Source organism: Nocardia sp. NPDC058058, assembly GCF_042885355.1.
GTDB lineage: Bacteria > Actinomycetota > Actinomycetes > Mycobacteriales > Mycobacteriaceae > Nocardia.
The window spans coordinates 489,947-508,475 of the sequence record NZ_JBHVSA010000001.1; the positions used below are offsets into that span (position 1 = coordinate 489,947).

Here is an 18,529-nt window from a genome sequence, read left to right on the forward strand (position 1 = left end):
ACACACCTCGGCCTCGACTTCCTCACCCCCGACCGCGACGTACACGGGGACCCGTCGCGCGTTCCACAGGACGATCCTAACTCGAACGAATCACGGAATACATTGGTATAAAGCTAAATAGCGGTAGCGACGATCCCTGATGGGGTACAGATGGACGAGCACGACCGGCTGATGGCAAACGAACAGGAACAGCGCCGGGGGCGCGCGCTGGGGGTGAGTGTATTCGGACTCGGCTATGTCGGGTGTGTGTCCGCGGCCTGCCTCGCGGCCCGCGGCAACGCGGTCATCGGGGTGGATGTGAACCCGCAGAAGACCGACTTCATCCGCCAGGGCCGCACGCCCGTGGTGGAGGAGCGGATCGGTGAGGTGATCGCCGAGGTGGTCGGCTCCGGGCGGCTGACGGTCACCGAGAAGGTCGCCGAAGCCGTTGTGGCGAGCGATATCTCGATCGTCTGCGTGGGCACGCCGTCCGCGCCGGGCGGTGGGCTGTCCACCGCGTATCTGGAGCGGGTGAGCCAGGAGATCGGCGAGGCGCTCGCGGTCAAGGACGCCTGGCACGTGGTGGCCTATCGCAGCACCATGGTGCCCGGCACCTGCGCCGGAAAACTGATTCCGATATTGGAACAGGCGTCCGGTAAGAAGGCCGGGGTGGATTTCGGGGTGTGCGTGAACCCGGAATTCCTGCGCGAGGGCAGTAGCGTCCGCGATTTCGAGAATCCGCCCAAAACCGTTGTCGGCGAGACCGATGAGCGCACCGGCGCGGAAATGATGAGCCTGTACGACGAACTGCCCGGACCGCGTTTCCGGGTGCCCATTCCGGTGGCCGAGATGACGAAATACGTGGATAACAGCTTCCACGCGCTCAAGGTCACCTTCGGCAATGAGATCGGTGCGCTGTGCAGTGAACTCGGCCTGGACTCGCACGCGGTGATGGATATCTTCCTGGCCGACACCAAACTCAATATCAGCCCCGCCTATCTGCGGCCCGGCTTCGCCTTCGGCGGCTCGTGTCTGCCCAAGGATGTCCGGGCGCTCACCCATACCGCGCGCCAGCACGATCTGGAACTGCCGGTGCTGTCGAATGTGCTGGCCTCCAATGAGTCCCAGCTGCGGCGCGCGGTGGAGCTGGTGATCGGACTGGGCCGGCGCCGGGTCGGCATCTTCGGGCTCTCGTTCAAATCCGGTACCGACGATCTGCGCGAGAGCCCCATGGTGGAGTTCGCCGAGCGACTCCTGGGCAAGGGCTATGACGTGCGGATCTACGATGCGAACGTGGCGCTGTCCCGGCTGATGGGCGCGAACCGCGCCTTCATCGAGGAGCGGCTGCCGCATATCGGCGAACTGCTCACCGATGACATTGCAACGGTTCTCGCGCACGGGGAGATATTCATCGCGGGCAGTGCCGAACCCGAGGTGGTCGCCGCCATCGACGGGCTCGGCCCCGAGCACACCGTCATCGATCTGGTGCGGTTGCCGGGGGCCGCGCAGCGGCGGCAGCGGCCGGGATATCTGGGCATCGGGTGGTAGCGGTAAGGGGTGTTTCATGGGGACTTCCGTTCCCGCGTTCAGCTTTCTGACAACGGCGTACAAGACCGAGGACTATCTCGGCGACACCATTGATTCGGTGGTGGCGCAGACGTTCTCGGACTGGGAATTGATCGTCGTCGACAATGGGATGTCCGAGGAGATCGCGGAGATTGTCCGGGCGCGCGCGGATGATCCGCGCATCCGGCTGGTGCGACAGGAGAACAAGGGCTATGACGGCGGTGTGATGGCCGCTTCCGAAATCGCGACCGGTCGGTACATTGTGGTGCTGGACAGTGACGATCAGGTCATGCCCGCCTTCTGCGCAACCATTTCGCGCGCATTCGAAGCCGACCCGCATATCGACGCCATCGGTTGCGACGCTTTTCGTTTCGACGACTCCGGCGCGGATCTGCCCACCGGCTACTACCGGTCCACCAATGTGAAGCAGAAGCCGGACCCGGCCGCCCCGCTCACCCTCACCGACCTGCTCGGCGGCCTGGTGCCGTACTACACCGCCGCGATCCGCCGTGAAGCCTGGGAGGCCGTCGGCGGCTACGACCGCGGCGGGGAGGAACTGCACGAGTCCGTCGCCATCTGGATTCGCATGGTCGGCAAGTACGACATTCGCGTACTGCCGCAACGACTCGCGCGCTTCCGGCTGCGCGGGGATTCCATGACCCGCGATCCGGCCAAGGTCGAATCCTTCATGGCCGAATTGGAACGCTCCTTCGCCTGGGCCGCGCCCAATGACCCGAAGGAGAAGGCGGCCCTGGACACGACGCTGCGCACCTTCCGCTACTGGGTCTTCCTGCATCGCGCGCAACAGGCCCTGCTGGCGGGCAAGGACCGCGATGCCCGGGTCGCGGCCCGCGAGGCGTTCGGCCAGCGCCGCACGGTCCGGGCGGCGGCGATCATCGTGTCGGTCAACACGATCCCCGGGGTGCTGCGCCGGATCCACCCGCTCAAACAGCGCGTGACCGAACGCGTCGCGCATACGGCAGGCCGGGTCGTCACCGCCGTCAAACGGTGACCGCCGAGGAGTTGGGCGAGCAGGCCAAGGGCGGCGGGCTGCTCGCCATCCTCAAGCGGGGTGCCGCGCTCTCGGCCGCGGGGGTCGCCTCGGTCCAACTGATCGCACTCGTACAGACGCTGGTGCTCGCACACCTGTTGTCGCCCGGCGAGGTCGGTGTTTTCACCGCGGGTACGGTGCTGACCGGGTTCGTGGTGGTCTTCTCGCACAGTTCGCTGAGCCATGCGCTGATTCAGCGGCGCGATCAGGTGGCCGATGCCGCCGAGACGGTGTTCTGGGCGACGCTCATCTCCGGTGCCGTGTTGGCGGGGCTGCTGTTGGCCACCGCGCCGGTGCTCTCGCATGTCTTCGGGAATTCGCAGGTCGGGCAGGTGGCCGCCGTCTCCTCGGGCACGGTGCTGCTCACTTCGCTGCTGGCTGTGCCGGATGCCTTGATGCAGCGCGATTTCCAGTTCAAGCGGCGGGTCATCGTCGATCCGCTGAACGCCGCGTCGTTCGCGATCATGGCGATCACGCTGGCGGCGTGTGGGTTCGGGGTCTGGGCGCTGGTCACCGGGTACTACGTCTCGGTCGCGGTGTCCGTGGTCGCCGCGTGGTGGCTGTCGGGCTGGCGGCCGGGGCGCGCGCGTTTCCGGGTCGGATTGTGGCGGGAGCTGGCGGTTTTCGCGTTTCCGCTGCTGCTGGAGAGCGTGGTGGAGCGGGCCATCGAGGCGGGTGAGGTGGTGCTGGTCGGGCATCGCCTACAGACTTCGGCGCTCGGCAACTATCGCAATGGGCGGCGGCTGGCGTTCCTGCCGGTCATGGCGATCATTCAAATCTGTTCGTACGTGCTGTTTCCGGCGTTCGCACGGATCGCGGGGGAGCGGGAACGGTTCCGGCGCGGCTTCCTCGTCGCGCTCGGCTGGATGTGGCTGGCGGTGATACCGGCGTCCACGCTGCTCGCCGCGCTCGGTGAGTCCGCGGTGACGCTGTTGCTCGGCGAGCAGTGGCGCGGGGCGGGTCAACTGGTCGAGGCCATGTGCGGGGTGGGCGTGGGCTATGCCCTCATGTCGGTGTGCGCCGAGGCGCTCAAGGGTGCCGGGCGACCGCAGCTGATCAACTGGATGACCGGGGTGGGCGCGGTGTCCGCGATACCCCTGATACTGCTGCTGCTACCGCACGGATTGACCGGAGTCGGTGTGGCACTGTCGATTTCGGCGCTGGCCACCGGACTTACCGGTCTGATCTTGGCGGGTAAAGTGGTCGGGGTGTCCCGTGGCGAACTATCGCGCTGCCTCGTACCGGCCCTGGTCGCCGGGGTGGTCGCGGCGGTCGGTACCGGGCTGCTCGAGCAGTGCGTACTGCACGCGGGCACCCGTGGCGTGGCCATCGGGCTGGCCCTGATCGTGCTGGAGACGCTCGGCTTCCTCACCGTATTCGCATCGGTGCTCCAGGCGATCTCACCCGCGACCCTGCGCCCCGTCTGGTCGGCGGCACGGCGCGGATGAGCGATCAGGTGCGGGAGCGGCGCACTCGTCGGCGGCTCTACGCGGCCGCCGCGGTGCTCACGCTGATCGCCGCGCTCATCGGTGCGGGCTACCCCGTCTACGTGCGCCCCCAGGTCGATTCGCTACGCCATGCCGACGCCGTCCTGGTACTCGGCGGCGAGGGCGTCGACCGCTACGCCTACGGCCTGGACCTGGCCCGCCGGGGCTACGCCTCGACCGTGCTGTTCTCCAATCCCTATGGCGAGGACACCGATATCGACGAGGTGCGCGAACCCTGCCACACCCCGCAGCAGGGCTTCACCCTCATCTGCTTCGCGCCCGATCCGCCCACCACCCTCGGTGAGGGACGGCAATTGCGCGCGCTGGCGAACGCGCGCGGCTGGCATACCGTCATCGTCGTCACCATGCGCCCGCATCTGTCCCGGGCGCGCTACATCCTGGAACAGTGCTTCGGCGGCGCGCTGATCATGGAGCCCAGCCCGGGGGATATCTCACCGTGGTATTGGGCGTGGTCGTACGCCTATCAGAGCGCGGGCTACGTCCGGGCCTTCATCGATCCGGGGTGCTGAGCACGGCCGCACCGTCCCGCCCGGTATCGATCATCAGCTCGCGCGCGATGCCGCCGCGCTCCCAGTGCGCCCGGATCTCGCTGCCGGAGTGGGTGATTCGCAGGCCCCGGCTCGGCGTCGGATCCAGGGTGAGCACCGTGATGATCGCGACCGGCGCCGCACCCGTACAGTGCGCGCCGACCAGCCAGGACGGTTCCCGCGATTCGAGTAGTTCGGACCACCAGCCCAGATCGGTGGCCTCATCCCCGTGCGACTGTTCGGTGCCCAGCGGTACGGTCGCGGCATAGGCCAGCGTCAGTACCGGCTCACCGCCCCGCGAGAGCAGATGACCGTAGTCGGCGGGCTCGGCGGTGAGCGCGGGATGCAATGGCCAGGACACCCGCGCCGAGTGAATCCCGGTGCCGGACAGCAGATCCACCACCATCACCTCGCGCGCGCCCGGTGGCGCGAGCAGCCACCGCCGATGCGTGACCGGTTCCTCCAGCCGTCGATAACCATGGTGTTCGGCATCCACCACACCCCGGACGAGATCGACCGCGCGTACCCGCACCTCGGCGTGCTCACTCCACATGAACGGCCCGCCCATCACGGACTGATCCAGATCGTCGACGGTGACCGTCGCGTGCGCACGCGTACCGCGATGCACCGTGCGCTGGACCGGATGCCCGTAATAGCTGGCGGTGCCGGGATCGCCGATGATGTCCGCGCCGTCCAGCGCCACGGTCACCGACAGCGCGTCGGCGTGCCCGTGCGCGGCGATCGAAAGATAGCCCAGCGCACCGATATCCATCAGCACGCGCCGCCGCCCGGAACGCAGTACGACCACGCCGCCGTCGGGCGCGTAACCGTCCGCGGCCGGTTCCGGCGCGGGCACGGCGGCCGAGCCGAGCGCATCGCGCAGCCAGTCGGCCGCGATGGTCGGCGTGCTCGCCCGGGTCGCCGCGGGTTCGGGCACCACCGCATCGGCGATGCCGAGATGGTCCCGCACCGTGCGGTAGTGCTCGGGTCCGAGCCGCAGCGCGAAACCGCCGTCGTCATCGCCGTAGCGCGGCTGCGGATCGGCATCGCCCACCAGCAACGCCAGGAACCGCGAGCTCCGGGCGATGGCCGCCCCGAGTCGTTGCGGCGGTTCGTATTTCAGCGCCAGCAGCGTGTACACCAGGGCCAGCAGCTCCACCGTGAACAGTTGATAGGCGATGGCCTGCTCCGCGCCCGCGCCGTCGGGCAGCAGCTGGCGATCCGCGTGCTCGGTCAGCAGGGCCAGCGCGTCGCGCTGCCAGGTCGCGGCGGCGGGCAGTTCGGGAAACAGGATGGCCACCACCGCGAGTCCGGTCAGCTCACCGATCAGATGATTATTGGCCGAGCTGTACAGCGAACGCTCCACCCAGCAGCGCCGCGCGCTCTCCCCGAGCATGGTGAGATACGCGCCGTAGCGCTCGGGCGTGAGACCCGGTGCGTCGCGCACGCCCTGCAGCGCGAAACCCACCGATATGGCCCGGATTCCGCATTCGAAGGCCCCGCGCCAGGCGATGCCCGCCCCCGGCGGCTGCTGTTCGATCCAGCTGTCCAAATGCTCGAATACCGCCTCGGCGAAGCGCTCCTCACCGGTGAACAGCCACGCCTGCGCCAGCAGCGGCAGATGCTGGAGCCGGTTCAACTCCCAGATCCATTTCGGATCGCCGTCCGCGGTGCGATGGTCGATGCGCTCGGAACTCACACTGGGCCAGCGGGTTTCCGAGAGTGGATCCCGATTCCAGTCGATGATCGGACCCAGTCCGGCGGGCGGATATCCGAAGAAGGCCAGCTTGCCGGTCAGCACCCGTTCGGCCGCCGCGATCACCGCCGCGGCCGCCTCGGGCCGCGTATCGGCGATGCGGGCGGCCCGCGCCTGATCGAGCAGCACCGGTCGCCCGGCATTGGCGCGCAGCTCCCGCAGCAGTGCGTCGAAATCGGGCCGGGTGCGCCCGAACAGGCCGTCGGCGGCGGTCTCCCAGCTCACCTGTCTGGCCGCCAGGCGCTGACGCAATCTGCCCGCGCGCCACAGTATTTCCTGCCCGTCCATGGCCCGCAATCGATGGACATACCAGGTCAGCCGGCTCACGATCGCCCCTTCCGACCGGGCGTCCGCCGCGCCCCCGCTGTGTCGACAACGCACAGGACGATACCGCGAGAATCGGTTGTGGACCCGGTGAGTTGTGCGGGATCATCTCCCCGTGATCGATTCCAAGGAGAGCCTACGGCGTTATCTCGCAGCGGATTTGGCCGGACATCAGCTCACCCGCTGGCGTCCGCACCATCGGCTCACCTATCGCCCACTGTATTTTCAGCGCCTGCTGCGCAAGTCCGAGTACTGGTACAACGTGCGCACCGATCCGATCGGCCGAATGGTGTTCGCCTGGTATGCGCTGCGCACCAAACTGCTCGGCGAGCGCCTCGGATTCACCGTGCCGCGCAATGTCTTCGGACCCGGACTCTCCATCGCGCACGCCGGAACACTGGTGGTCAACCCGGAGGCCCGGGTCGGCGCGCGCTGCCGGATCCACCAGGGTGTATCGCTGGCGAGCGGTGCGCCGGGAAGTTACCCTGTCATCGGCGACGACGTATTCATCGGTCCGAACGCGGTGATCGTCGGCGTCACGGTCGGGGACCGTGTAGAGGTGCGCCCAGGCGCCGTGGTCATCAAGGACGTTCCCGCCGATGTGCATGTCGCCGGAGTACCGGCAAAAATCATCCACGACTTCCGCGAGCACACCGCCGCGTCGCCGGAGTCGGTTGCGAATGTTGCGAAACCATAACGGATTCAAGAGGTTTCGTAGATCCGCCCACGCGGCGACGGCGCGACTAGGCTGGCGGTACAGGCTCGGTCACGACGTGCGTGACGGGTGCGGGCAAAGGGGGAATCGATGTGCGGAATAGTCGGTGTGCGCCGATTCGACGGGGGACCGGTCAGCAAGGAATTGCTCACCGATATGAGTGCGGCGCTGCACCACCGCGGACCCGACGATCACGGCCTCTGGTGTGACGGGCCGGTCGGGTTCGCGCACACCCGGCTATCGATCATCGATCTATCCGCCTCCGCGCAGCCCATGACCGGCGCCACCGGGACCACCCACCTCACCTTCAACGGCGAGATCCTCAACTATCGCGAACTGCGCCGGGACCTGGACTACCCGTTCACCACGCGCGGTGACACCGAGGTGCTGCTCGGCATCTACGAGCGCTACGGGGCGGCCGGGGTGAGCCGCCTGCGCGGCCAATTCGCCTATGCCATCCATGATTCCGCGACCGGTGAGACGCATCTGTTCCGGGATCGACTCGGCATTCTGCCGCTGTACTACTACGCCACCGATACCGTGTTCGCCTTCGCCTCGGAGATCAAGGCGCTGTACCCGGTGATCGACTCACCGCGGGTGGACACCGCCAGCCTGCACGACTTCCTGGCGCACCGCTCGGTGCCCGCGCCGTACACCTTCATCGACGGGGTGCGCAAAGTGCCGCAGGGTCATCACCTGGTGGTGCGCGCCGACGGGACCATTCGGATCGAGGCGTACTGGAAACTGCCGGATCACTCCGAAGAGCTGGACGTCACCCCGGCCGCGGCCGTCGATCTGCTGGATCAGGCGCTGCGGGAATCGGTGCGCGATGCCCTGATCGCGGATGTGCCGGTGGGTGCGTACCTTTCGGGCGGCGTCGACAGCAGCCTGATCTGCGCGCTGGTGGCGCGGGAGCGCGGGGGAGCGGGTCTGCACACCTTCTCCGCCGGCTTCGGGGACTCCCGGGTCGATGAAACCCATTGGGCGCGTAAGGCGGCGCTTATCGTGGGCAGCGACCACCACGAAACCACCATCACGCCCGGCCACTTCCAGGACGAATGGGCGCGGCTGAGCTGGCATCGGGACTCACCGCTGTCCGAACCCGCCGATGTGGCGGTGTACCGGCTGGCGCAATTGGCTCGCGAACACGTGAAGGTGGTGCTGTCCGGTGAGGGCAGCGACGAATTGTTCGGCGGCTATCCGAAATATCAGTTCGCACAGGTCACCCGGCTCGCCGGGATGATTCCGGGCGGCCCGCTGCGGCTGCTCGAGGGACGGTTGCCCGCGAGCCGGGCGCGCCTGACCGTCGCGCTGCGGGCACTGTCGGAGCCGAACCACGCCGAGCGCATGCGCGGCTGGTTCGCGCCCTTCACCACGCGCGAACGGGACCGGCTGCTCGGCGGTCCGGCCCAGCGCACCGTGCTGGATCCGTACCTGGCCGGGCGCGGAGATCCCCTGCGCCGCATGCTGTATGCCGATGTGCACACCTGGCTCGCGGACAATCTGCTCGAACGCGGTGACCGCATGTCCATGGCCGCCTCACTCGAACTGCGGCCGCCGTTCCTGGACCACCGGGTCGCCGAACTGGCCTTCCGGCTGCCCAGCAGCGTCAAGGTGCGCGGCGGCAGCTCCAAGTGGATCGTGAAAGAGCTGGCGCGCAAACACCTTCCGGTGGATCTGGTGGATCGGCCCAAGGTCGGGTTCAAGGTGCCGTTGGACGAATGGTTCCGCGGGCACCTGCGCGAGATGGCGTTCGATCTGCTGGACGGGCCGTCCTCGTTCGTCGGGGAGAATTTCGACCGCACCGCCGTGCGCCGCCTGCTGGAAGCGCACACTACGGGGGTGCGGGACGAACAGCCGCGCATCTGGACGCTGCTCTCGCTCGAGGTCTGGCACCGCGAACTTCAGCGCCGCCTGGTCGGCTAGTACGCGCCGTCGCTGCGCGCCACCGCGAAGATGGTGCGCTTGATGATCATGAGATCCTGCACCATGGACCAGTTCTCGACATAGGACAGGTCCAAGCGCACGGCCTCCTCCCAGGACAGATCCGAGCGGCCCGAGACCTGCCACAGACCCGTCACGCCCGGTTTGACCAGCAGGCGGCGGCGCACCTTGCCGTCATAGCGCTCGACCTCGCTGCGCATCGGCGGGCGCGGGCCGACCACGCTCATCTCACCCCGGATCACATTGATGAACTGGGGCAGCTCATCGAGGCTGAGCCGACGCAGCACGCGGCCGATCGGGGTGACGCGCGGATCCTCGCGCATCTTGAAAAGCAGTCCCGCGCCCTCGTTCTCGGCCTGGAGATTGTGCAGTTCCTTATCGGCGTCCTCGCACATGCTGCGGAACTTGATCATGCGGAACGGTTCGCCGTTCAAGCCGATCCGCTCGGATCGGTAGAAGACCGGACCCGGACTGGTGAACTTGACCATCAGCGCGATGGCGATCATCACCGGTGACACCGCGAGCAGCGCGAGCGTGGCGAAGACGAAGTCGAAGGCCGCCTTGCCGAAGGATTTGGCGCGATCGTACTGCGGCTTCTCGATATGCAGCAGTGGCAGATTCGCGACCGGGCGAATCGAGAGGCGCTGATCGGCGACATCCACCACGCCCGGGGTCACCACCAGATCGATGCCCAGCGGGGCCAGCTTCCAGACCAGATCATTGATGCCCTGGGTGCCGAGCTCCTCGGTGGCGGCGATGGCGACGGTATCGGCCGCGACCGCCTGCGCCGCGTCCAGCACCGAGGATTCGGTCAGGATCGGGAGATCGGCATCGGTCTCGGCGGGTTCGGCCGTCTCGTCCTCGGCATAGGGGATGTACACGCCGGTGACCGAATAGCCCACCGCCGCATCGCGTTCGAAGCAGCGCATGATCTCGCGGGCCGAATCCGGGCGGCCCACAACGAGAACCGAGGTGAGGTACTCGCCGGAGCGGCGGCGGCGGGCCGCGTACTTGCGCCAGAGCATGCGATTGAGGATCAATCCCAGCAAACCGACCGGTAGCGCTATGCCCAGATAGCCGCGTGCGAAATCCATTCGCAGCAGTAGCGAGACGATCGCTATCAGACCGAACAGGCGCATGGTGGCCGCGATGATGCGGCGGTATTCATCCGGTCCGGTCCCGATGACGGTCGTGGACCAGGCATTGCCCACCGCCAGGAAGACCACCCAGGTCAGGGCCAGCAGCACCGAGATGACCGAATAGCCGATGCGCGCGTCACCCGCCCAGTCCAGCGGTGAGTCGTAGTTGAGTCCGCCGAAGCGAATGAGCTGGGCCAGGGCGATCGACCCGCAGACCACCAGGGTGTCGGTGGTGCGCAACCTACGGCCGTACTCGGCCTGCCAATGCCGTTTGCCCGAAGGTCGCGGCGTGGTGCGGTGTGCGGTACTGCGGTCGAGCGTTTGTTCCCCGTCAAGCTGAAAAGCCATGCTGGAGCTCCATCATGCGGCACTTGAGCCTCGTGGCAATCCCCCCGATCGGACGCCCGAGCTGATACTACTGGTTTCGCTCGCCGCAGGGCCAGCATTACGGGAACCGGATAGGTTGACACCCAAGGGATTTCGCTCGCTGCGCAGATGTGCCGCGGAATCAAGTGAAACCTATTTACTAATAGGTGTTCACAAACGGGGGTGTGGTGTGGTTCACTGCTCCGGAACGTGTTCCAAAGGAGGTACCCGTGTCCGCGCCGTCCATCCCCACCGGGTTCGACTTCACCGACCCCGACCTGCTCGCCAAGCGTCTTCCCGTCGAGGAGTTCGCCGAACTCCGCCGCACCACGCCCATCGCCTGGGTTCCTCAGGTAGGCAGTGGATTCAAAGACGACGGCTATTGGGCCGTCACCAAAATGGATGACATCAAGGAGATCTCGAAGACTCCGGAGGTGTACTCCTCCGAGGAGAACACCGCGGTCATCCGCTTCTACGACGACATCATGCGGGAGGAGATCGAGGTCCAGCGCTACCTGCTGCTGAACCAGGATCCGCCCCGGCATACCAAGCTGCGCCGCATCGTGTCCAAGGGCTTCACCCCGCGCGCGGTCGAATCGCTGCGCAACGCGCTGCGTGATCGCGCCGAGCGAATCGTGCACGAGGCCAAGAAGTCCGGCTCCGGCGACTTCGTCACCCAGGTCGCCTGCGAGCTGCCGTTGCAGGCCATCGCCGAGCTCATCGGAATTCCGCAGGAGGATCGCGGGCGGATCTTCGACTGGACCAACCAGATGATCTCCTACGACGATCCCGACTTCGAGGGTGATCACAAGGTCGCCACCGCCGAGGTCATGGGCTACTCCTGGAACCTGGCCGAAGAGAAGCGCAAATGCCCCGTCGACCTGGACGGGCACGCCGACATCATGTCCACGCTGCTCAATGCCGACGTCGACGGCGAAGCGATGGGCTCGGACGAATTCGCCTGGTTCGTGATCCTGCTGGCCGTCGCCGGTAACGAGACCACCCGCAATGCCATCACGCACGGCATGAAGGCGTTCGTCGACAATCCCGAGCAGTGGGAGATCTACCGCGAGCAGCGTCCGCGCACCGCTCCGGACGAGATCGTCCGCTGGGCCACCCCGGTCATCGCCTTCCAGCGCACGCTGCTTCAGGACACCGTGCTCTCGGGTGTGGAGATGAAGCAGGGGCAGCGCGTCGGAATGTTCTACTCGGCCGCCAACTTCGATGAAGAGGTCTTCGACAAGCCGTTCGAGTTCAACGTCCTCCGGAACCCGAATCCGCATGTAGGCTTCGGCGGCACCGGCACCCACTTCTGTGTGGGAGCCAACCTCGCCCGCCTGGAGATCGACCTCATGTTCAACGCCATCGCCGATGTGATGCCGAACCTGAGCCAGGTCTCGGACCCGGTCCGGCTGCGTTCGGGCTGGCTCAACGGCATCAAGAGCTGGCAGGTCAAGTACGAATGATCGGTCGTGCCCCGATCATTTGATATGGAGTGAGCATGAGTGAACCACGCCGACGCGGACGAGTGCCTGCGGTAAGTGACGCAGATATTCGCCGCGTCGCGCGGTCACTGCTGGTGGAGCAGGGGCCGGACGCGATCACGCTGCGCGCCATCGCGCGCGAGCTGGGTATCACCGCGCCCGCGCTCTACCGGTACTACGAATCCCGCGACCAACTGGTCGCGGAGATCCGCACCGATGTCTGCAACGATCTCGCGCAGGCACTGTCCGCCGCCACCGACGGGCTCCCCGATGACGCGGGCCTGCGCTTCTTCGCGGTCTGCCGCGGCTTCCGGCAGTGGGCGCTGGACCACTCGCGCGAATTCACCCTGGTCTTCGCCTCACCCAGCGCCGCCGAATCCGGCAGCACCATGCAGCAGTTCGGCGAACCCGTCGGCCGCCTCTTCCTCGAGGCCGCCGGCCGCCTGCTCACCGAATTCGACGTGGTCACACCGCCTTTGGAATTCATCCCCGATGACCTGCGCGACGACCTCATCGCCTTCCAGACCGAACTGCTCGGCGTCCTGGCCGGTTCCGGCCAGAAATTCCCCGCCGAAAAACTCGACCTCGGCGTCAGCTACGTCATGATCCAATTCTGGGCCCGCCTCTACGGCCACGTCACCCTCGAGGTCTTCGGCAACTACCCCATCCCCATCACCCACCCCGACGTCCTGTTCGACGCCACCCTCGCCGACATCGGCCGCAGCATCGGCGTGGTCGGCTGAGCGACTACTCGTCCGTTCTGCCGCGGTTATAGGTCTGGATGATGGCGCGGAACGGGTTTCGCGTCTCGCGATTCAAACGTTCGATGGTGTAGTGCACCGGCACCAGCACGGCCACCAGTAGAAACATGGCGATCAAGATCGGCGGCCAGCCGACCCAGGCGGCCAGAGTCGCCAGACCCGGTGCGGCCAGCAGTATGCCGGAGGTGAGCAGTGCGAATATGCCGGCGATGATGAAGTACAGATCCAGATGGCTGTACCAGGTCGCGAATCTGGTTCGCCTCCTTCGCAAATCCTCGATGTCGGTGGGGTCCGGCGCCGTTATCCGGTCCATCAGGCTGATCCCGACACCCAGACAGAGCACGGCGGCGCCGCACAGGATGAGCATCGCCCACGCCGCCCACACCGGACCCCAGGGCCAGGAATGCCTGACCGTGCTGATCACGCGGTAGAGGCCGGTACCCGGAAGACCGATGAGAACGATGCTCAGCACGGTCCAGTAGCCGCGCTCCAGGCGAGTGGTGTTGTGCGCCGCATCGCGAGAAGCCCGCGGCCACAGCGCCATCCACCCTTGCTCATCGATATCGTCCGATCGGTCGCGCGTCAGAATCTCGGTCGCGAATGCCCGCTGCACCGGACCCGGCAGGGAGCGCAGAATCCGCTGCGCCGAATTGCTCACCCCCATGCGGGTCAGGAACTCGCCGAACGCGCGATCGGCGTCGGCTGCGCTCTCCGTCGGCGGATTGCTATATCGGAAGTTCTGGCTCAGATCCCGGCCGATCCCCTCCCGCGTGAGTGCGATCCCCGTCAGCAGAATTGCGACCCGCGGGTCCAGTTCACCGCTGAGGTTCAGCGGCGAGGTCGACCGGTCGGTCAGATATGCCACCCGAGCCATCATCCACGAGAACCGTCCGGCCGGTTCGGCGGTGAACGGATGCCAAGCGACTCGAATTCGCCCGAATAGGTCGATGTCGTTATCGTCCGGCCCGGGTCCGCGGGACGCCTGCCGCTCCAGCGTCGCTTCGATATTCGGCTCCCGGATCAGTACGCACAGCCACCAGGCCGCTCGCGTCGCGACCGCATCATCTTCCCAGAGCAATTCCGCCAACTGGACCGCCGCGCCCGGAGTGGCGATCGCGCCGAGCGCGTCCACCGCCCAGAGGTGCGCGGCATCGGCCACCCGCGCCAGCGCGGGCACCGCGACCTCACCCATGGCCTCGACACAGATTCGTGCTCGTCGGCTGTCCTCGCGAACTGCCAGATCCACCAGGAACCGGGCGGCATCGGGACGGCCGGAGCGGGCGAGAACCCGCATGGCTCGATAGACGTCGGCGGCCGACTCGACCTCGAGTTCCGCGCGGAGCGCGCGACCACGATCGGTGTCGCGCGCGGCGACGTTGCCAAGGGCGTCGACAATGCCCTCGAGTCCGAGATTGCGCCTGATGGTGGGCAATTCGGTGCGGAAATGCGTGAGAATGCGGTCGGCGAGGGCGGTGTCGATCTGACTCGCCTCGGCCAGACATTCCAGCGCCAGCACCCGGTGCGTGATATCGCCTGCCTCGAAGAGACGCTCGACCGCCAGGGTGGAGTCGTTGCCGTCCAATCCGCACCAGAAGCGCACGGTATCGCGCCAGAACGGGGGATCTGCCCAATAACCTGCGAGCAGTCGGCCGGCCCCGGCCGGGCCTTCCAGTCCGCGAGCGGTGAAGTATTCCTGAAAGCTTCTGTGCGGGAACCAGAATCGCTCGCCGGTATCGGAACCGACCAGCAATTGGGAACGGTCGGTCAAATCGCGCAGCAGTTCGCGGCCGTGTTCGGTGCGCAGGTCCAGGGAGGTGAGTGCGGCTGTCATGACCTCGCGCAGCCTCTGCTGCGTGATGATGAGTCGATCACCTTCGGCCGCAGTGGTTTCCGTCATTGTCAGGGCGATGCGCTTGAGTACGGCCAGCTTTTCGCCCGGCTCGTAGGGGGAGGCGCGACCGGCGCGGCCCAACAGTAGATCCCGGGTGACCATATGGTCGGTGACACGGGAGTAGAAGGCGGTGCGTGAACTCGGCAGGGAACGACCGCGCCGCAGGAGGCTGCCGGTGTACAGATCGGCGAGCAGGCTCAGCAGCAGTGGCGTGCGGGCCAGCTGATGCAATTGCGGGTGCTGTCGGATCTGGTCGAAAAGGCTTTCGGCGCTGCCCAATTCGGCGAGTTCCGCCTCGGTCAAGCCGCCGCGCTCCGAGCGTTCGAGCGTCAGCCAGCGGTCCAGAAAACGCAGGATCGAGGAGTCGTCGAAATCGGCGATATGGATGACCTCGAACGCGCCCAGGCTGCCGTTGTAAGCCGAGGAGCGGCAGGTCACCACGATCGAATTGGATTCCTCGCCGCTGGCATGGGTGCGGCGGAAGGTCTCCAGGGCATTGATCACGCCGGGCTGCTCATCGGGATTCACCTCGTCGAGCCCGTCGAACAGCAGGCGCAGCGCGCCCTCGTTCAATCTGCGGGTGACGAAATCCCTTGCGCGCGAATCATCCCTGTCATGTGCCAGGCGGAAGCGCGCCGCGATCAGATTCGCCAGATCCACCGAACCGTCACAGCGGTGCAATTCCACCAGCACCGGAAGCTGCTGTTCGCGTGCCACTTTGCGCGGCAGTTCGGCCCATTGCAGCAGAAAGTACTTGGACAGCAGCGACTTTCCCGCTCCCGCCTCGCCCAGCAGCAGTACCGCCTTCTCGCCGAGCACGCGCTGGCGCAGATCGTGCCGACGCCCGGCCCGCTCGTACTGGAGGTGGATGTACACCGCGTCCACCGCCACCTGACGCTGTCTGGTCAGGATGTGCCGCCCGTACTCATCGGGAATCTTGGCGCGGTAGTGGGTGATTCGCTTGTCCTCGCTCACCCACACCGCGACACGTTCCATCGCTCGGCGGGGCAGCGTGGTGAGCAGGCCGTACAGCCCCTCACCCAGCTTGTCGCCGAGCTTCTTCAACGCGATCGCCAGCACCCCCGCCACGATCACCCCGCCGGTGAAGCCGCCTAGCAGCCCCGTCAGCCCCTGGGTGATCGAATCCTCCTCGGCCACGATCGAAATGCTATGGCGGAACGCCGATCAGTGCCGGGTTTCGACCAGGTCCGGGACGGTCAGGCGTGGATCGTCCTCCAGCACCGGCTCACCCAGGCCGACCCTGCGTTGCAGGCGCTGCATCCACTTCGGGGCCCACCAGACGCTGTCGCCCAACAGTTTCATGGTGGCCGGGACCAGGAACATGCGCAGCACCGTCGCGTCGATGAACAGGGCGGCGATCATGCCGTAGGCGATGTACTGCATGAGAACCAGGTCCGAGAAGGCGAACGCGCCGGTGACCACCAGCAGGATCAGGGCCGCCGCGGTGATGATGCCGCCGGTTTGGGCGGTGCCCTTCACGATCGCCTCCTCGGTGGTCGCGCCGCGCGAACGCGCTTCGACCATGCGGGACACCAGGAATACCTCGTAGTCGGTGGACAGGCCGTAGACGATGGCGATGATCAGCACCAGCATGTTCGCCTGGCCGGGCTGCGGGGTGAAGTTCAGCAGGCTCGCGCCGTGGCCGTCCACGAAGATCCACGTCACGATGCCGAGCGTGGAGCCGAGGCCGAGACCGCTCATGAGCGCGGCCTTGATCGGCAGCACCAGGGAGCCGAAGGTCAGGAACATGAGCAGGGTGGTGGTCAGCAGGACCAGGGCGATCATCCAGGGCATGCGCGCCAGCAGGGCGTCGATGCTGTCCTTCTGTAGTGCGGGTACGCCTCCGACGAGCACCCGCATCCCGTCCGGCAGTTCCATATGCCGCAGGTATTCGATGGTCTGCCCGGCGTCGTTGATATCGGCGACCGGTGCGGTCGCGCGATAGATATCCGGGTGCGAGGCCGAGCGAATGGGAATCTCGAAGGGCGCGACCAGGCCCGGGGCCTTGTTGGCCGTACTCCACACCGGACCCACAGCCGCCGAATTGGGCGAGACGAACACCACCTCGATCGGATCGGACTTGCGCAGCGGGAAGTAGTGGTCGATCTGCTCCTGCGCCATGCGGGTCGGATTGTCCGGTGGCAGATACTTCTCACTGAATCCACCGAAGACCAGATTGCGCATCGGCAGGATCAACAGGAACAGTCCGATGAGCAGGGGTACGGCGACCACGCGCGGATGCTTGACCACCCATCGAGTGCTGCGCGTCCAGAAACCGCTCTCCTGCTTGGCCTTCGACCTGGTGCGCCGGAACCGCTCCAGCCCGAGCGCGTCCACGCGCGGACCCAGAATCGCCAGCACCGCGGGCAGCACGGTGAGCGCGGTCAGCGCCGCGATGGTCACCGTCGCGATCGCCCCGTACGCGATGGATTTCAGGAAGCCCTGCGGAAACAGCAGCAGCCCACCGAGACTCGCCACGATCATGGTCGCCGAGAACACCACGGTGCGCCCGGCCGTCATCACCGAACGCCGTACCGCCGAACGCGTGTCGTAACCGGCTGCCAGCTCCTCCCGGAACCGGCTCACGATGAACAGTCCGTAATCGATGGCCAGTCCTAGTCCGATCATCGAAACGACCGGGGATACAAAGGAATTGACCTCGGTGAAGTTCGTGATGAACCGCACCACGCCGAACGCGCCGAAAATAGTGAGCAGTCCGATCCCCAGCGGCAGAGCCGCCGCAACCACACCGCCGAAAATGAAGAACAGCAGCAGCCCCACCAGCGGAATCGCCAGCAGTTCCATTCGGTGGATATCGTCCGCGATCGTGTCGTTGAGCGTCACCGACACCGGCTGCAATCCGCCCACCTGGACGTCATAACCCGGAATGCCGAAGTCGCCCTTGACCGACCGATAGCTCTGCAGCAGTTCGGTATCGGTGGACCCGCGTAGCGCGATGGCCGCCAGCGCCCGCGTCCGATCCTTCGTCACCAAAGCCGCTGATACTGCCCCGGTTTCGGTGGGCCAGTAGCTGGCCCGAATGCTTGCGATCTGCCCCGGATGATCCTTGGGCAGGCTGTTCAGATGATCGACGACCGTCGTCTTGAAGTCCGGATCGTCCACGGTCTTGCCCTCGGGTGCGGTGAACAGCAACACCACATCGACATCGTGGTTCTGCGCGAACGCCGACCCCACCAGCCCCGCAGCCTCGGTCGACTCCGACCCCGAATCGAACATGCCCCCCGAACTCAGATGATCATCGAGCCCTTGCCCGTAACCTCCCAAAGCCAGCAGCGCCGCTGCCACAATCCCGATAACAGCAAACCGCAAGCGGCAGGCCAGATCACCCCATCGCGCGAACAGGTTCATACGTCACGGTAACAAGCAAGATCGCCCCCGGCACCCACCCCACCCGCTGTTAACCTGCCCCGCACCGCATTACCCGCTCCCACCACCTGTTATTCACTCCCGCCCGGCAATGTGTGTTTACCTGATCC

Annotated in this window: 12 protein-coding genes; 8 read left to right on the plus strand and 4 right to left on the minus strand. The window is 66.3% G+C overall.

What is annotated here, in order from left to right:
* Window positions 1-150 precede the first annotated feature (150 nt).
* The 4 genes from ACFVUS_RS02215 to ACFVUS_RS02230 are packed head-to-tail and all read left to right on the plus strand — an operon-like array spanning window position 151 to window position 4,613.
* Complete coding sequence (locus tag ACFVUS_RS02215) at window positions 151-1,527, plus strand: nucleotide sugar dehydrogenase (RefSeq protein WP_387761320.1); 1,377 nt, start codon at window positions 151-153, stop codon at window positions 1,525-1,527.
* 16 nt (window positions 1,528-1,543) lie between these two features.
* Window positions 1,544-2,557, plus strand: a complete 1,014-nt coding sequence (locus ACFVUS_RS02220; protein WP_387761321.1) for a glycosyltransferase family 2 protein — start codon at window positions 1,544-1,546, stop codon at window positions 2,555-2,557.
* Window positions 2,554-4,044, plus strand: coding sequence for a lipopolysaccharide biosynthesis protein (locus ACFVUS_RS02225; RefSeq protein WP_387761322.1), 1,491 nt, complete (start codon window positions 2,554-2,556; stop codon window positions 4,042-4,044). Before ACFVUS_RS02220 ends, ACFVUS_RS02225 begins: the two co-directional genes overlap by 4 nt.
* On the plus strand, window positions 4,041-4,613 hold the full coding sequence (locus ACFVUS_RS02230) for a YdcF family protein (protein WP_387761323.1): 573 nt from the start codon (window positions 4,041-4,043) through the stop codon (window positions 4,611-4,613). Before ACFVUS_RS02225 ends, ACFVUS_RS02230 begins: the two co-directional genes overlap by 4 nt.
* Here the strand turns inward: ACFVUS_RS02230 and ACFVUS_RS02235 are convergent.
* Window positions 4,594-6,714, minus strand: a complete 2,121-nt coding sequence (locus ACFVUS_RS02235) for an alginate lyase family protein (RefSeq protein ID WP_387761324.1) — start codon at window positions 6,712-6,714, stop codon at window positions 4,594-4,596. The two genes, ACFVUS_RS02230 and ACFVUS_RS02235, sit on opposite strands and share 20 nt — an antisense overlap.
* Before the next feature lie 112 nt (window positions 6,715-6,826).
* On the opposite strand from ACFVUS_RS02235, the gene ACFVUS_RS02240 reads away from it, so the two are divergent.
* Together ACFVUS_RS02240 and asnB are read left to right on the plus strand one after the other, a co-directional pair.
* Complete coding sequence (locus ACFVUS_RS02240; protein ID WP_387761325.1) at window positions 6,827-7,408, plus strand: serine acetyltransferase; 582 nt, start codon at window positions 6,827-6,829, stop codon at window positions 7,406-7,408.
* A gap of 108 nt (window positions 7,409-7,516) precedes the next feature.
* The gene (gene asnB / locus ACFVUS_RS02245) at window positions 7,517-9,352 is read left to right on the plus strand and encodes an asparagine synthase (glutamine-hydrolyzing) (protein ID WP_387761326.1); all 1,836 of its coding nucleotides are present in this window, start codon (window positions 7,517-7,519) and stop codon (window positions 9,350-9,352) included.
* On the opposite strand, the gene ACFVUS_RS02250 is transcribed toward asnB, so the two are convergent.
* Window positions 9,349-10,857 (minus strand): sugar transferase, encoded by a 1,509-nt coding sequence (locus ACFVUS_RS02250; RefSeq protein WP_387761327.1) that lies wholly within the window; start codon window positions 10,855-10,857, stop codon window positions 9,349-9,351. The two genes, asnB and ACFVUS_RS02250, sit on opposite strands and share 4 nt — an antisense overlap.
* 248 nt (window positions 10,858-11,105) lie before the next feature.
* Between ACFVUS_RS02250 and ACFVUS_RS02255 the strand changes: the two genes are divergently transcribed.
* Entirely contained in the window at window positions 11,106-12,341 is a 1,236-nt protein-coding gene (locus tag ACFVUS_RS02255; protein ID WP_387761328.1) for a cytochrome P450, read from the plus strand.
* Between the two features lie 35 nt (window positions 12,342-12,376).
* Window positions 12,377-13,102 (plus strand): TetR/AcrR family transcriptional regulator, encoded by a 726-nt coding sequence (locus tag ACFVUS_RS02260; RefSeq protein WP_387761330.1) that lies wholly within the window; start codon window positions 12,377-12,379, stop codon window positions 13,100-13,102.
* A gap of 4 nt (window positions 13,103-13,106) precedes the next feature.
* Here the strand turns inward: ACFVUS_RS02260 and ACFVUS_RS02265 are convergent, their stop codons facing one another.
* Together ACFVUS_RS02265 and ACFVUS_RS02270 are read right to left on the minus strand one after the other, a co-directional pair.
* Entirely contained in the window at window positions 13,107-16,169 is a 3,063-nt protein-coding gene (locus ACFVUS_RS02265; protein WP_387761331.1) for an NACHT domain-containing protein, read from the minus strand.
* A gap of 27 nt (window positions 16,170-16,196) precedes the next feature.
* Window positions 16,197-18,395, minus strand: a complete 2,199-nt coding sequence (locus ACFVUS_RS02270; RefSeq protein ID WP_387765356.1) for an MMPL family transporter — start codon at window positions 18,393-18,395, stop codon at window positions 16,197-16,199.
* Window positions 18,396-18,529: the final 134 nt, after the last annotated feature.